At 68.7% G+C, this 13,801-nt stretch carries 11 protein-coding genes; 10 read left to right on the forward strand and 1 reads right to left on the reverse strand.

Going from position 1 to position 13,801, the window contains the following annotated elements; translation table 11 throughout:
- Positions 1 to 129 precede the first annotated feature (129 nt).
- The 6 genes from C0V72_RS12970 to C0V72_RS12995 all read left to right on the forward strand — a co-directional run bounded on the left by C0V72_RS12970 (position 130) and on the right by C0V72_RS12995 (position 6,768).
- Complete coding sequence (locus C0V72_RS12970; RefSeq protein ID WP_101794568.1) at positions 130 to 1,317, forward strand: MFS transporter; 1,188 nt, start codon at positions 130 to 132, stop codon at positions 1,315 to 1,317.
- Positions 1,314 to 2,744, forward strand: coding sequence for an NAD-dependent succinate-semialdehyde dehydrogenase (locus tag C0V72_RS12975; RefSeq protein ID WP_101794569.1), 1,431 nt, complete (start codon positions 1,314 to 1,316; stop codon positions 2,742 to 2,744). Before C0V72_RS12970 ends, C0V72_RS12975 begins: the two co-directional genes overlap by 4 nt.
- Positions 2,741 to 4,048 (forward strand): 4-aminobutyrate--2-oxoglutarate transaminase, encoded by a 1,308-nt coding sequence (gabT, locus tag C0V72_RS12980; protein WP_101794570.1) that lies wholly within the window; start codon positions 2,741 to 2,743, stop codon positions 4,046 to 4,048. Before C0V72_RS12975 ends, gabT begins: the two co-directional genes overlap by 4 nt.
- A gap of 54 nt (positions 4,049 to 4,102) precedes the next feature.
- Positions 4,103 to 5,128 carry an AraC family transcriptional regulator gene (locus C0V72_RS12985; RefSeq protein WP_172439022.1) on the forward strand — a complete coding sequence of 342 codons (1,026 nt, stop codon included), beginning with the start codon at positions 4,103 to 4,105 and terminating at the stop codon, positions 5,126 to 5,128.
- Positions 5,129 to 5,194: 66 nt separating this feature from the next.
- Entirely contained in the window at positions 5,195 to 6,451 is a 1,257-nt protein-coding gene (locus C0V72_RS12990; RefSeq protein ID WP_101794572.1) for an NAD(P)/FAD-dependent oxidoreductase, read from the forward strand.
- Positions 6,448 to 6,768 (forward strand): 2Fe-2S iron-sulfur cluster-binding protein, encoded by a 321-nt coding sequence (locus C0V72_RS12995; protein WP_101794573.1) that lies wholly within the window; start codon positions 6,448 to 6,450, stop codon positions 6,766 to 6,768. Before C0V72_RS12990 ends, C0V72_RS12995 begins: the two co-directional genes overlap by 4 nt.
- A 30-nt stretch (positions 6,769 to 6,798) precedes the next feature.
- Here C0V72_RS12995 and C0V72_RS13000 read toward each other — a convergent pair whose 3' ends face one another.
- Complete coding sequence (locus C0V72_RS13000) at positions 6,799 to 7,599, reverse strand: acetoacetate decarboxylase family protein (RefSeq protein ID WP_101794574.1); 801 nt, start codon at positions 7,597 to 7,599, stop codon at positions 6,799 to 6,801.
- Between the two features lie 199 nt (positions 7,600 to 7,798).
- On the opposite strand from C0V72_RS13000, the gene C0V72_RS13005 reads away from it, so the two are divergent.
- The 4 genes from C0V72_RS13005 (at position 7,799) to C0V72_RS13020 (ending at position 13,610) form a co-directional block, all read left to right on the forward strand.
- Positions 7,799 to 8,683 (forward strand): fumarylacetoacetate hydrolase family protein, encoded by an 885-nt coding sequence (locus C0V72_RS13005; RefSeq protein ID WP_101794578.1) that lies wholly within the window; start codon positions 7,799 to 7,801, stop codon positions 8,681 to 8,683.
- 2 nt (positions 8,684 to 8,685) lie between these two features.
- Entirely contained in the window at positions 8,686 to 10,110 is a 1,425-nt protein-coding gene (locus C0V72_RS13010) for an aldehyde dehydrogenase family protein (RefSeq protein ID WP_101794579.1), read from the forward strand.
- Between the two features lie 164 nt (positions 10,111 to 10,274).
- On the forward strand, positions 10,275 to 12,641 hold the full coding sequence (locus tag C0V72_RS13015; RefSeq protein WP_172439023.1) for a TonB-dependent receptor: 2,367 nt from the start codon (positions 10,275 to 10,277) through the stop codon (positions 12,639 to 12,641).
- A 24-nt stretch (positions 12,642 to 12,665) separates the two neighbouring features.
- Positions 12,666 to 13,610, forward strand: coding sequence for an MBL fold metallo-hydrolase (locus C0V72_RS13020; RefSeq protein WP_101794576.1), 945 nt, complete (start codon positions 12,666 to 12,668; stop codon positions 13,608 to 13,610).
- Positions 13,611 to 13,801 lie beyond the last annotated feature (191 nt).

Here is a 13,801-nt window from a genome sequence, read left to right on the forward strand (position 1 = left end):
TTTGACGAAAAGGATCGCGAAGGGCGGGGCGATCCGCATCTTTCCATCTCACGCGAATGTCCGAAGGTGCCAAGCTGCCGCTTTGCGCGATGCGATAGAGCGCCTTTCTGCGATCCTACAGGAACCCCGATGCCCACGATGTCAGCCCATCCTGTGCCGTTCGACCGCGACACACTTAGCTTCATCCTGACCGCGATTGTGCTGGGCACCGTGGGGGTGCTGTCGTTCATCGTTCAGCCGGGTCTCGTGCAAGGCTTCGTGAGCGAATTCGGCTTCAGCGAGGCGGCCGCCAACAAACTCGCCTTCTGGGAGATGGCAGGCGTCGCCCTCGCAACCCTCGCCGTGGCCGCGACCGTGACCCGGCTGCCGGTGCCGACGACGATCGCGGCGGCGCTGATCCTCGCGGTGCTCGGCAATCTCGCCTCGGCCGTCGTCGGGCGCGATTTTCTCGTGCTGTCGGCTGTCCGGTTCGTCACCGGGCTGGGGGAGGGGGTGATCATCGCCCTGAGCTTCAGCCTCGTCGGCCTGACCGTGCACATCCAGCGCAATCTCGCCTGGTATCTGGCGCTGCTGCTGACCTACGGCGCGATGGGCCTATGGGCGATGCCCGCGGCTTTCGCGACGGTGGGCCTCGAGGGCATCTTTATCGTCTGGGCGGCGCTGACGGCGCTTGCGCTGCTGCTGGTTCCCTTTTGCCCCGCGATGCTCGACACAGCCGAGCAGCCCGGCGAGGGGGCGGTGCAGCTCGGCCGGCCGATGCTCGGGCTCGCGCTGTGCGCGGTGCTGCTCTACAATACGGGGATCGGGCTTGCCTGGGCGAACCTGTTCCTGATCGGTCTCGATCTCGGGGGCAGCGAACAGGAGGTCGCCAACGCGCTGCTGGTGTCGCAGTTCGTCGCCATCTTCGGAGCCTTCGCCGCGGTCTTCCTCGCCGACAGCCTGCGCCCGCGCTATGTCGTGGTCGGCGGCATCCTCGGCGGCGCGCTTGCGCTGCTCGTGCTTGTGCCGAAGCCCGGTTTCCTCGTCTTCGCGCTGGCGGTGTCGGTCTTCAACTTCCTCTGGAACATGACCCTGCCCTTCCTGCTTGCGGCCGCCGGGAAGATGGACGTCACGGGCCGCATGATCGCAGCGGCAGTGGCGATGCAGATGCTGGGACTGGGCTTCGGGCCGCTGCTGGCCGGGCAGTTGCTGGTCGAGGGCAGCGGCTATGCCGCGGTCGAGGTGCTGTCCGCCGCATTGCTGGGGGCAGGTGCGGCGGCGATCATCGTGCCGATGGTGCAGCGCCGGAGGATCTGGGAAGCGAGGCAGGTGGCATGACCTGCTGGAAGGACCTCCTGTCCCCCTACCTCATGGGCACGGGCGGGCTCGCGGTTCGCGATCCCGCGAACGGGGAGCTGGTCGCGGCCGTTGCCGATCACGGGCCTCGGGAGGTCGAGGCCGCCATCGCCGCGGCCGAGGCCGCGCAGCCGGAATGGGCCGAGCGGCCCGCCAAGGCCCGCGCAGCGATCCTGCGGGACTGGCACGACCTGATCCTCGCCCATGCCGAAGCGCTCGCGCAGCTGGCGACCCTCGAAAGCGGCAAGCCGCTGGCCGAATCCCGCGGCGAGGTCGGCTATGCGGCCAGCTTCATCGAATGGTTCGCCGAGCAGGCAAAGCGGGTGAACGGCGAGATCCTGCCCAGTCCCTGGCCGGGCAAGCGGGTGCTGGTCCACAAGCAGCCGGTCGGCGTCACCGCCGCGATCACCCCTTGGAACTTCCCCCTCGCGATGATCACCCGCAAGGCGGGTCCTGCGCTTGGCGCAGGGTGCGCCATGCTGGTCAAGCCCGCCGAGGCGACCCCGCTGAGCGCCCTCGCGCTCGAGCGGCTTGCGCACCGGGCGGGGGTTCCCGAAGCGGTCTTCCGCGTGCTGCCGAGCAGCGCGGCGGCGGCGGTCGGGTCGGTGCTGTGCGCAAGCCCCGTGATCCGCAAGCTGTCCTTCACCGGATCGACGGCGGTCGGCAAGGTGCTGATGCAGCAGGCCGCCGCCACCGTGACGCGGCTCAGCCTCGAGCTCGGCGGCAGCGCGCCGTTCATCGTCTTCGAGGATGCCGACATCGACGCGGCGGTGGCGGGCGCGCTTGCCTCGAAGTATCGCAACGCCGGTCAGACCTGCGTGTGCGCGAACCGCTTCCTCGTGCACCATGCCGCCGAGCGCGCCTTCGTCGACAGGCTCGCGGCCGCCGTCAATGCCATGACGATGGGCCACGGGCTCGCGCCCGGCACCCAGATCGGCCCGCTGATCGATCGGCGCGCGGTCGAGAATGTCCACGCGCTGGTCGCCGATGCGCTCGCGGCCGGCGCCACGCTTGCCGCCGGGCGCGAATGGCAGGCGGACGACGGCAGCTTCCACCCGCCGGTGGTGCTTACCGGCGTCACCCCGCACATGCGCATCGCCCGCGAGGAGATCTTCGGCCCGGTCGCCGCGATCATCCGCTTCGCCGACGAGGCCGAGGCCGTCGCCATCGCCAACGACACGCCCTACGGCCTGGCCGCCTATGTCTACACCCGCGACCCGGCCCGGACCTGGCGGCTGATGGACCGGCTGGAATGCGGCATGATCGGCTTCAACGAGGGCATCATCTCCACCGAGATCGCGCCCTTCGGGGGCATCAAGGAATCGGGGCTGGGCCGCGAAGGCTCGCACCACGGGATCGAGGAATATCTCGAGATGAAATACTGCTTGCTGGGAGGAATGGAGCGATGACGACCGAGGGCAATGCCGGTTGGTGGAAGCGGCGCGAGGCCGCCGTGGCGCTGGGCGTGGGATCGGTGCATCAGCGGTTCGTGACCGCCGGCGACAACGCCGAGCTGACCGATGTCGAGGGCAATCGCCTGATCGACTTCGCGACCGGCATCGCGGTGTGCAACACCGGTCACACCAACGCGCGGATCGTCGCGGCGGTCAAGCGGCAGCTCGACCAGTTCAGCCACGCCTCGTTCCAGGTGACGCCCTACCCGGTCTATGTCGAGCTGGCCGAAAAGCTGAATGCGATCGCCCCGGGCTCCTCCCCCAAGAAGAGCCTGTTCGTGACCACCGGGGCCGAGGCGGTCGAGAACGCGGTCAAGATCGCCCGCGCCCACACCGGTCGCCACGGGGTCATCGCCCTGCGCGGCGGCTATCACGGGCGCACCATGCTGACGATGGCGATGACCGGCAAGGTCGCGCCCTACAAGGCGAAGTTCGGGCCGATGCCTGGCGGCGTCTTCCATGCGACCTTCCCCAACGCATACCTCGCGGTCTCAGAAGACGCGGCTATGCGCTCGATCGAGGATCTCTTCGTCGCCGACATCGCCGCCGACGACGTGGCGGCGATCATCGTCGAGCCGGTGCTGGGCGAGGGCGGATTCTATGTCCTGCCGCCCGCCTACCTGCGCGCGCTGCGGCGCCTGTGCGACGAGAAGGGCATTCTCCTCATCGCCGACGAGATTCAGACCGGCTTTGCGCGGACCGGCCGGATGTTCGCGATCGAGCACAGCGGCGTCGAGCCCGATCTCATGACGGTCGCCAAGGCGATGGCTGGCGGCTTTCCGATCGCGGGCGTCATCGGCAAGGCGGCGATCATGGACGCTCCCGGCCCCGGCGGGCTCGGCGGCACCTATGGCGGCTCGCCACTGGGCTGCGCGGCGGCGCTCGAGGTGCTGAAGATCATCGCCGAGGAGGACCTGTGCACCCGCGCCGAGCGGATCGGGTCGCTGATCCGCGCCCGGCTCGAACGGATGCGCGCGGACGGCTTTTCGGCGCTCGGCGATATCCGCGGGCTCGGAGCGATGATCGCGGTGGAACTGGTGGTGGGCGGCGATCCGGCCCGGCCCGACCCCGACCTCACCCGCGCGATCGTCGCCAAGGCCGGGGAGGCCGGGCTTATCCTCCTGCCCTGCGGGATGCGCGGCAACGTGATCCGCTTCCTGCCGGCGCTGACGGCCCCGGAGGCGGTGATCGGCGAAGGGCTCGACATCCTCGAGGCGGCGATCGGCGCGTGCGCCGCGAAGTTCGCGGTCCCGGCTTGACAGCCATCGGCGCGCCGGTGACGAATGCCGGCCGAGGCTGGCACGGTGAGCAGGATGCGATCGCTACCCAAAATCGGTTCCTCGGTGCTGCGCAGCATGATGCTGCCGCTGGCCGAGCAGAACTGCGATCCCGGCCAGCTTATCGCCGATTGCGGCATCGCCCGCGCGCTGGTCGACGATCCCGAGGGGCGGGTCCCGCTCGAAAACTACCTGAAGCTGCTCAATCTTGCCGCAGAGCGGGCCGGGGACCCGCTTCTCGGCATCCGGCTGGCGCGCGCGGCGGGGCCGGAGACGCTCGGCGCGATCGGCTTCCTGTTCCTCTCCTCGGCGACCCTTGCCGATGCGATGCGCAACCTCGTGCACTTTCTCGATCTGCTCCAGGACGTCACCAGGGTCCGCTTCGAACATGACCGGGACGAGATTTCCTTTGTCTACGACATCGATTCCATGGGCGGGCAGGAGACCCGTCAGGATGTCGAATTCAGCCTTGCCCTGACCTCGCGGCTGATCCGGATGTATGGCGGCGACCAGGTCGAATTCCGCGGCATCAACTTCCGGCATTCGGCGCTCCGCCCCTATTCCGATTACAAGCACCTGCTCAATGCGCCGGTGTTCTTCGAGCAGTCGCACCATGCAGTGACGATCGCCGCCGCTTCGGGCGCGATCCGGGGCAGCGTGCTGCATCCGGGCCTTGCCGACATCCTCAGCCGCTTCCTCGAGGAACGCCATTTCGCCCAGCATGCAGACGAAAGCTTCGAGAGCCGGGTGAAGGCAGCCCTGTTCGAATCCCGGACGATGCGCCCGCGGTCCGCCGCCAGTCTCGCGCGCCAGCTCGGCGTCTCCACACCCACGCTGTTCCGCCGCCTGCGTGCCGAGGGCAGCGGGCTGCGCGCCATCATCGACCAGCGCCAGTTCGGCATGGCGACGGAATATCTGCGCAGCTCCAAGCTCTCGATCGCGCAGGTCGCCGAGATCCTCGGCTATTCCGAATCCGCCAGCTTCACCCGGGCCTTCGCGCGCTGGTCCGGCGGCGTCACGCCGGCCGCGTGGCGCAAGGCGCAGCGCGCCCGCACGCCCTGAGGGTGCGCCCCTCAATCTGTCCGGAATTATCAGGCGCGCCGCGCGCCGCGCCGATATGCGGCGGGGATGGACGAGGAAACCAACCCCGCGCGCGTCGTCGTGATCGGTGCCGGACAGGCCGGCTCGCAGTTCTGCTTCGCGCTGCGCCGCCACGGCTTCGGCGGCGAGATCGTGCTGCTCGGCGAAGAGCCCCATGCGCCCTACCAGCGGCCGCCCCTCTCGAAAGCCTTCCTGAAGGGCGAGATGGACCAGCGGCGCCTGTTGCTGAAGCCCGCGCAGGCCTATGCCGACAGCGGCGTGGAGTTCCGTCCCGGAGCGGTCGCCACCGGGATCGATCGCGCCGCGCGGCAGGTCGTGCTCGCTTCGGGGGAGAGGCTCGCCTACGACCGGCTGGCGATCGCCACGGGCTCGCGCCCGCGCGCGCTGCCCGCGCCCGGCGGGACGCTCGGCGGGGTGCTTGCGCTGCGGGGGATCGACGACACCTTGCGGCTGCGCGACAGGCTCGATGCCTGCCGCGCGCTGATCGTGGTGGGGGGCGGCTATATCGGGCTCGAGGTCGCGGCGACGGCGCGCGCCAAGGGCATCCCCGTGACCGTCCTCGAGCGCGCCGAGCGGGTGCTGGCGCGGGTCACCTCGCCGCGGATGAGCGCCTGGTTCGAGGCCCTGCACCGCCGCCACGGGGTGGATGTGATCTGCGATGCTGAGATCGCCGAGCTCTCGGGCACCGGCGGGCAGGTGACCGGTGCCGTCCTCGCCGACGGGCGCGTCATTCCGGGCGACACGGTGCTGGTCGGCATCGGTGTCGACGCCAACGACGGCCTCGCATCCGAGGCCGGCCTCGCCTGCGACGGGGGCATTCTCGTCGATGCGGACGCGCGCACGCAGGACCCGCTGATCTACGCGCTCGGCGATTGCACGCGCCACCCGGTCGGGCCCTATGCCGGGCAGCACCGGGTCGAAAGCGTCCACAACGCGCTCGACCAGGCCGAACGCGCGGCGCGTCATCTGCTCGGACTGGACCCGCCGGCCTACGATCCGCCGTGGTTCTGGTCCGACCAGTACGATGCCAAGCTGCAGGCGGCCGGACTGTTCAACGGCCACGATGCCCAGCTGTCCCACGGCGATCCCGAAAGCGGCAGGTTCGCCCTCCTCTACTTCGCCCGGGAGCGCCTCGTCGCGGTGGATGCGGTGAGCGATCCGGCAAGCTTCATGGCCGCCCGGCAACTACTGAAGCAGGACGCCGCCGCAACTCTCGCCGAATGCCGCGCGCATTCGCTCAAGGAACTTCTCGCCCTCCGCAAGAATGGAGAACCTGTGCCATGACCAGACTGCTGTTCGTCGATCATCAGGGGCACGAGACCCCCCTCGAAGTCGAGGCCGGGCTGACCCTGATGGAGGTCGCGCGGCTTGGCGGCTTCGACAGCATCGCCGCGGAATGCGGCGGCGGCTGTGCCTGCGCGACCTGCCAGGTCTATCTCGAGCCCGCGCTCTTCGCGGCCCTTGCGCCGATGAGCGAGATGGAGGAATGCATGCTCGAGCTTGCCGCGCACCGCCGCGCGACCTCGCGCCTCGCCTGCCAGCTGACCACCGGACACGCGCTCGAGGGCGCGCGGATCGAGCTTCCCGAAAGCCAGTACTAGCTTAACCCGGCGGCGCTCCCGGCAGGGGCGTCAGACCGGCGGCAGGCTGGTGCGCGCCAGCGTCGTGCCCGCCTTCCACGAGACGCCCACCTCGTGCCAGTAGCCCGCGATCTTCTCGCGCACGGGCAGGCTGGTCAGCTCCTCGACCGGGGAATCGAAGTAGGCGAGATCGAAATCGCCCGTGAAGCAGCGGCCCATCTCGCCGTCGAACCCGCTCATCGTCACGACTTCCGAGAGGCTGTCCGTCCCGTCGGTCTCGATCGCGGGATACCAGCGGCTGTGCGCCATCGGCAGCCCGTTGACGAAGCCGGGCTTGTCGGCGGTCCCGGTGATGGTGAAGACCCCTTCGGCCAGCCGCCTGTCATAGGCCGCCAGCGTCACCCCGAAGGTGCCGCCGGGCGCGAGGCGCGGGCCGGCCTTGCCGATGTTCACCGGGCGGGTCTGGTGGATCGAGCCGAGCTTCTTGGGATAGCCCTGGTGCTGGCCGCGCAGGACCGCGAAGTCCTTGTCCACCCAGATGAAGGCGCAGCGCGAATAGTGCTTGCCGGCAAACTTGCAGCGGATGACGAGGAACATCTCCTTGTACTGGCAGCGCACCGGATCGAGCACCTCGGCGAAGCTGTCCGAACAGCTCTGCCAGTCGGCCCAGATCGCGGCGACCGCGCCGGGGTCCTCGTCGGCGAGTTCGAAGCCATCGGGCAGGAGGGCGGCGACCGCATCGACATCGGTGCGGTATTCCATCGTCACCAGCTCGCCCGAGTAATGCCACGGCACCGGCGGCAGGATGGCGGACGTCCCGCTTCTGGTGCGGGGATAGTAGAAGCCCTTCATGGCGATGCTCCGGCAGTCTCGGCAGGGGTGCGGGCGGCCGCGATGCTGCCCGCGATGGCGCTGTCTATAGGAAGCCGAGGCGCAGCCGCGATAGGCCGCGCGGGAAGAATGTCCCAATCTGCTAAGCTGCCGCGCGCCGCCTCGACTAGTCGTGAAACGACGAAAGAACCGCCGCGCAGCGCGGGCGAAAGGATGCATGATGACGACCGAATACCGCAAGATCCTGCTGGGCGGATACCCGATCCTGACCCGGCGCGAGGGCGATCTGCTCGTGACCCGCGACGGCCGCTCGATCGGGATCGAGGAGGCGGTGCACCTGCCCCCGGTCGAACCGACCAAGATCGTCTGCGTCCACCTCAACTATCACAGCCGGGTCGAGGAGTTCATCACCAAGCTCCCGCCCGCGCCCACCTATTTCCACAAGCCGATCACCGCGCTCAACAGCCACGGGGGCGACATCGTGCGGCCCGAACGCTGCAAGTACCTCAACTACGAGGGCGAGATCGCGATCGTCATCGGCAGGCACTGCCGCAACATCAGCCCCGCCGAAGCGGGCGACTACATTGCCGGCTATGCAGTCTCCAACGATTACGGCCTGCACGATTTCCGCGACACCGATGCGGGCTCGATGCTGCGGGTCAAGGGCTCGGACACGCTGTGCCCCGTTGGCCCCGGGCTCGTCACCGGCTGGGACTTCCGCGGCAAGCGCATCCGCACTTATGTCAACGGCAAGACCGTGCAGGACGACACCACCGACAACATGGAATGGGACATGCACTACCTCGTCGCCGACATCGCGCGCACGATCACGCTGGTGCCGGGCGACATCCTCTTGTCGGGCACGCCGGCCAACAGCCGCCCGGTCCAGCCCGGCGATCTGGTCGAGGTCGAGGTCGAGGGGCTCGGCCGCCTCTCGAACCGGATCGTCGCCGGCAGCACCCCGATCCGCGACGACGTGGGCGCCCAGCCGACCGAGAGCGAGGAGGTGATCTCCACCGCGATGGGCGGCGACTGGGAGCACCGCGGCAAGCGCGCCGCGGGCGGGCAGGGCGCGCAGTTCTACAAGTCGCAGCTGGAGGAATAGCGGTGCCGCTTCCCGACGCGACGCGGCATTTCATCGGCGGCGCATGGGTCGCGCCGCTTTCGGACGCGCGCGCGCCGATCACCGATCCCGCGACCGAGGAGACGGTCGGCGAGGTCGCGCTCGGCAATGCCGCGGACGTCGAGCGCGCCGTGGCGGCGGCGCGGTCCGCCTTCCCGGGCTTCGCGGCAACGCCGCTCGAAGAGCGGCGCGCGATGATCGCGCGGGTCCTCGCGCTGCTGGAGGAACGCAGCGCCGCGATCGGCGAGGCGATCGCCGCGGAGATGGGCGCGCCTGCCGCGCTCGCCTGCGGGGCGCAGGCGGGCAGCGGGCCGCAGCACTTCCGCGCGATCCTCAGGGTGCTCGACGACTTCCGCTTCGAGGAGGCGCTCGGTCGCACGCTGCTGCGCAAGGAGCCGATCGGCGTGTGCGCGCTGATCACGCCGTGGAACTGGCCGATGAACCAGATCGCCACCAAGGTCGCCCCCGCGCTGGCGGCGGGGTGCACGATGGTGCTGAAGCCGAGCGAGGTGGCGCCGCTCGATGCCGCCCTCCTCGCCGAGATCCTCGACGAGGCCGGGGTGCCGCCGGGCGTGTTCAACCTCGTCCAAGGGGACGGCCCCGGGGTCGGAGCCGCGCTCTGCGCGCATCCGGACATCGACATGGTCTCCTTCACCGGCTCGACCCGCGCGGGGATCGCGATCAGCGAGGCCGCCGCCGCCACGGTCAAGCGCGTCGCGCTCGAACTGGGCGGGAAATCGGCCGCGATCCTGCTCGAGGATGCCGATTTCGCGCGGGCGGTGCCTGCGGTGGTCGCAGGGGTGATGCTGAACAGCGGCCAGTCCTGCAACGCGACCGCGCGGCTGCTCGTGCCTGACGACCGGCACGAGGAGGCGGCCGAACTGGCCCGCGTCGCCGCCGAGCGGATGGCGCCGGGCCGGGAGGGCGGGATCGGCCCGCTCGCCAATGCGGCGCAGTTTGCCCGGGTGCGCGACATGATCCGCGGCGCTTTGGCCGAGGGCGCGCGGCTGGTGACCGGCGGACCGGAGCGTCCGGCCGGTCTCACCCGCGGCTACTATGTCGCGCCGACCGTCTTCGCCGATGTGACCCCGGACATGACCATCGCCCGCGAGGAGATTTTCGGCCCGGTGGTGACGATCCACCGCTACCGCGACGAGTACGATGCGGTGCGGATCGCCAACGACAGCCCCTACGGCCTGTCGGGGGCGGTCTGGTCGGGGGACCATGCCCGCGCGGTGGCGGTCGCGGCGCGGCTGCGCACGGGGATGGTGCACATCAACGGCGCAGGGCTCGACAGCATGGCGCCGTTCGGCGGTTACAAGATGTCGGGCAACGGGCGGGAATGGGGCCGCCACGGGCTCGAGGAGTTCCTCGAGGTGAAATCGGTCTACGGCGGCTGTCCCGCCTGACATTCCCCCGCGCGCCGCGCCGTGGATGCTGTAGCCGATTTGCCGCTTATCCGCGCGGATCGCCACACCGCACCCGCGGCGCCGCCAATCTGACCGGAAATGCAAAGCCTTGCCGGCCCCCGCATAGGATGATGCGCGCCTCGGCATATTTCGGGGAGGCCGGCATGAAGGCGTGGATCTTGGCAACCGGGGCAAGCGTGGCGGCCATCGCCATCGCCATCGCCTCGCCCGCGCAGGCGCAGCTTCTGGGGGATGACGAGAACGTCATTATCGTCACCGCCCAGAAGAAGGAAAAGGACCTGCAGGACGTGCCCGTCTCGGTCACGGCCTTCAACGGCGACGCGCTGGCCAGTCTCGGCATCGAGACCAGCGCCGAGATCGTCGCCCAGGTCCCCGGGCTCAGCGTCGGGACTCCCGTGGGCGAGGGCAACAACCCCTCCTTCACCCTGCGCGGGGTGGGCCTCAACGACTTCAACGACAACAACGAGGGCCCGATCGCGATCTACATCGACGACGTCTACCAGGCGGCGCTGCCCGGCCTGACGTTCCAGCTTTTCGATACCGAGCGGGTCGAGGTGCTGCGCGGCCCGCAGGGGACGCTCTACGGGCGCAACGCGACCGGCGGCCTGATCCAGTTCATCTCGCGCCGCCCGACCGACACCTTCGACGGCTACGTGACGGGCGAATACAGCGAGTTCGACACCTTCCGCATCGAGGGCGCCGTGGGCGGTCCGCTGGGCGAGAGCGTGCGGGTGCGGCTCAGCACTACCTACAGCAACAGCGAGGGCTATGTCTTCAACCGCCTGCTCGAGGATCGCACCAACCAGCTCGACGCGTTCGCCATGCGGCTGCAGTTCGAGTTCGACCTCGGGCCGGACACGCGCATCGGGCTCAAGGGCTTCTTCTCCGACAACCGCGTGGACGCCCCGCAATACCAGCACCAGGCCACCCTCGGGGCGACGGGTGCCGACAACCTGCCCTTCTGCCCCACCGACGTGCCGCGCGACATCTTCTGCTACGCCGATGTCGACGGCGATGCCTATGCCGGCGCCTATGACCGCCGCGGCGTCCTCGATATCAGCGCGCGCGGCATCCACGCGACCCTCGATCACGATTTCGGCGGGGTGAAGCTCACCAACGTGTTCGGCTGGCAGGAAACCGACAAGCGGCACGAGGAAGACACCGATGTCGGCCCATTCCCGGGTATCGAGCCGACCTTCACCTCCAACATCGAGGCCTTCACCAACGAGCTGCGGCTGTCGGGCGACCTTCCCGGTGGGATCGACTTCCAGGTCGGCGGCTTCTACCTCAACACCCGGGTGCGCAGCGCCAATGATCTGCTGGTCCAGTGGCGGGGCGACTTCGCGAACCTGCTCGATTCCGACCCGGCGGTGTTCGACGGGGCGCTGTCCGCCTTCAACGGGCCAATCCCCAACACGCCGGATCTGATCCCGGCCATCCTCTTCGATGTGAACTACCTTCAAGAAACCGAGAGCTGGGCCGGCTTTGCCGAGATCGACTGGCAGGTGAGCGACACCATCTCGGTCATCGCTGGCATCCGCTACACCGACGAGGCGCGCGATTTCGACTACGTCAACGCCGCGCCCGCCGGCCCGTTGCTCAACAATGTTCTCCAGGGACTGGGCGAGGCGAACTACTTCAGCGTCCGTCCCGGCGCCGTCAACGGCTTTGCCGCGGCGCTCGGCGCAGGACCTGCCGATGTCGTCGCGGCCGAGGCCAGCCGCCTGCGCGAGGACAGTTTCGTCGGCCGCGTCACGCTCAATGTCGAGCCTGCCGACGACCTCCTGCTCTACGCCGGCTGGAGCCGCGGCTTCAAGGCGGGCGGTTTCAATGCGGGCTTCCTCGACCAGACCGACTTCATCGTTTCGGACAACGTGAAGTTCGGCGCCGAGACGCTCGATTCCTTCGAGGGCGGGGTGAAGTGGACCGCGCCGGGCAATGCCATACGCGTCAATGCGGCGGCGTTCTACTACGATTACAAGAACCTCCAGGCGCTCACCTTCCAGGGGCTCTCGCAGTTCATCACCAATGCCGATGCCAGCTTCTACGGCGCCGAGGTCGAGCTGGGGCTGCGGCCGGTCGATGGGCTCGATGCGCAATTCGGGGTCAGCTATCTCGAGACGGATGTCGACGGGGTGACGGTCCAGGGCGTGACGCTCGACAACCGTTCGGCGGTGCTGGCGCCGCGCTTCACCGCCAACGGCTTCGTCCGCTATGGCAAGCCGGTCGGCAAGGGCGAGCTGTCGGGCAGCGTGTCGTTCAACTACCAGAGCGAGCATTTCTTCGACATCACCAATTCGCCCAATTCGCGCCAGGGCGCCTATGCCGTGGTCGGAGCGCGGATCGGCTATGAAGACGACAGCGGGTGGCGGATCGCGGTGTTCGGCGACAACCTCTTCGACGAGGAATACCTCGTCTACACCTTCGACTTCACCGGGCCGGGCGGGTTCAATCAGCGCTTCTTCGGCCGGCCGCAATGGTTCGGCGTGTCGGCCGGCGTCGATTTCTGACCCCTCAGCAACAAGGATAATCCCATGCGAAGGTTTCATCAGGCGGCGGTGTCGCTGATCGTCGCCGTGGCCGCCTCCGGCTGCGCGCCCGCGGTGCAGGACGCCGATCCCGCCGCCCGGACCGCTGCCGAGGCACCGGCGGCCAATACCTACCATTTCATGCGCAATGCCACCGCGCGGCTCGACTATGCCGGGCAGACCTTCCTGCTCGATCCGATGCTGTCAGCCAAGGGCGCGCTTCCCAGCTTTGCAGGGATCGCGCCCAATCCCACGCTCGAACTGCCCGTGCCCGTCGCCGACATCATCGCCGATGTCGACGGGGTGATCGTCAGCCACCTCCACCCGGACCATTTCGACCCCGCCGCCGCCCAGGCCCTGCCGAAGGCGATCCCGATCCTCACCCCGTCGAACCAGGCGGCGATCGATCCGGCCAATGCGGCCGAGACCACGCAGAGCTTCGCCGCGCAGCTGGCCGCCTACGGCTTCACCAACGTCGCCACGATCGGCGATCGGGGGACGTCCTTCCGCGGCGTCACGGTGACGCAGGAATTCGGCGCGCACGGCACCGGGCTCGCCGGTCAGCTGCTCGGCGGGGTCAACGGCATCGTCCTCAAGGCGCCGGGTCAGCCGACGATCTACTGGACGGGCGACACGATCCTCGATGCCGAGGGCCGGATTGAGGCGATCCTCGCGCGGTACAAGCCCGACATCATCATCGCCCACACCGGCGGGGCGATGGTCAAGGCGCTCTCGCCCGATCCGATCCTGATGAACGAGGCCCAGGCGCTGGCGCTGTTCCGCGCGGCGGACCGCTACAATCCGAAGGTGCGGATCGTGGCGGTGCACATGAACGCGCTCGACCACTGTTTCACCACGCGCGAGAGCCTCGCCAAGGCCGTTGCCGGCCTGCCCGAAGGGCTGCGCCGCCGCATCGACATACCTGAGGAGGGCCAGCGGATATCGTTTTGATCGGACATCTGAACGACGAACTATCAGCAGCTTGGGATTCGCGGCGACATGGCTTCGAGCAATGCAAACATTTGTTCCTCATCGGACAATCTTGGATTGTGCAACCTGAGGTCTGGAAATTCGGATTTGGGATAGTCAGTCATTCTGGCATTCCCACTTGATGTAGGCCTTGTTTTCGGAGGCCCATTTTT

It is taken from the genome of Porphyrobacter sp. TH134 (assembly GCF_002855495.1).
Classification (GTDB): Bacteria; Pseudomonadota; Alphaproteobacteria; order Sphingomonadales; family Sphingomonadaceae; genus Erythrobacter.

Coding starts and splice junctions, on each gene's coding strand:
- C0V72_RS12970 (WP_101794568.1), top strand. CDS start 130: ATGCCCACGATGTCAGCCCATCCTGTGCCGTTCGACCGCGACACACTT.
- C0V72_RS12975 (WP_101794569.1), top strand. CDS start 1,314: ATGACCTGCTGGAAGGACCTCCTGTCCCCCTACCTCATGGGCACGGGC.
- gabT (WP_101794570.1), top strand. CDS start 2,741: ATGACGACCGAGGGCAATGCCGGTTGGTGGAAGCGGCGCGAGGCCGCC.
- C0V72_RS12985 (WP_172439022.1), top strand. CDS start 4,103: ATGCGATCGCTACCCAAAATCGGTTCCTCGGTGCTGCGCAGCATGATG.
- C0V72_RS12990 (WP_101794572.1), top strand. CDS start 5,195: ATGGACGAGGAAACCAACCCCGCGCGCGTCGTCGTGATCGGTGCCGGA.
- C0V72_RS12995 (WP_101794573.1), top strand. CDS start 6,448: ATGACCAGACTGCTGTTCGTCGATCATCAGGGGCACGAGACCCCCCTC.
- C0V72_RS13000 (WP_101794574.1), bottom strand. CDS start 7,599: ATGAAGGGCTTCTACTATCCCCGCACCAGAAGCGGGACGTCCGCCATC.
- C0V72_RS13005 (WP_101794578.1), top strand. CDS start 7,799: ATGACGACCGAATACCGCAAGATCCTGCTGGGCGGATACCCGATCCTG.
- C0V72_RS13015 (WP_172439023.1), top strand. CDS start 10,275: ATGAAGGCGTGGATCTTGGCAACCGGGGCAAGCGTGGCGGCCATCGCC.
- C0V72_RS13020 (WP_101794576.1), top strand. CDS start 12,666: ATGCGAAGGTTTCATCAGGCGGCGGTGTCGCTGATCGTCGCCGTGGCC.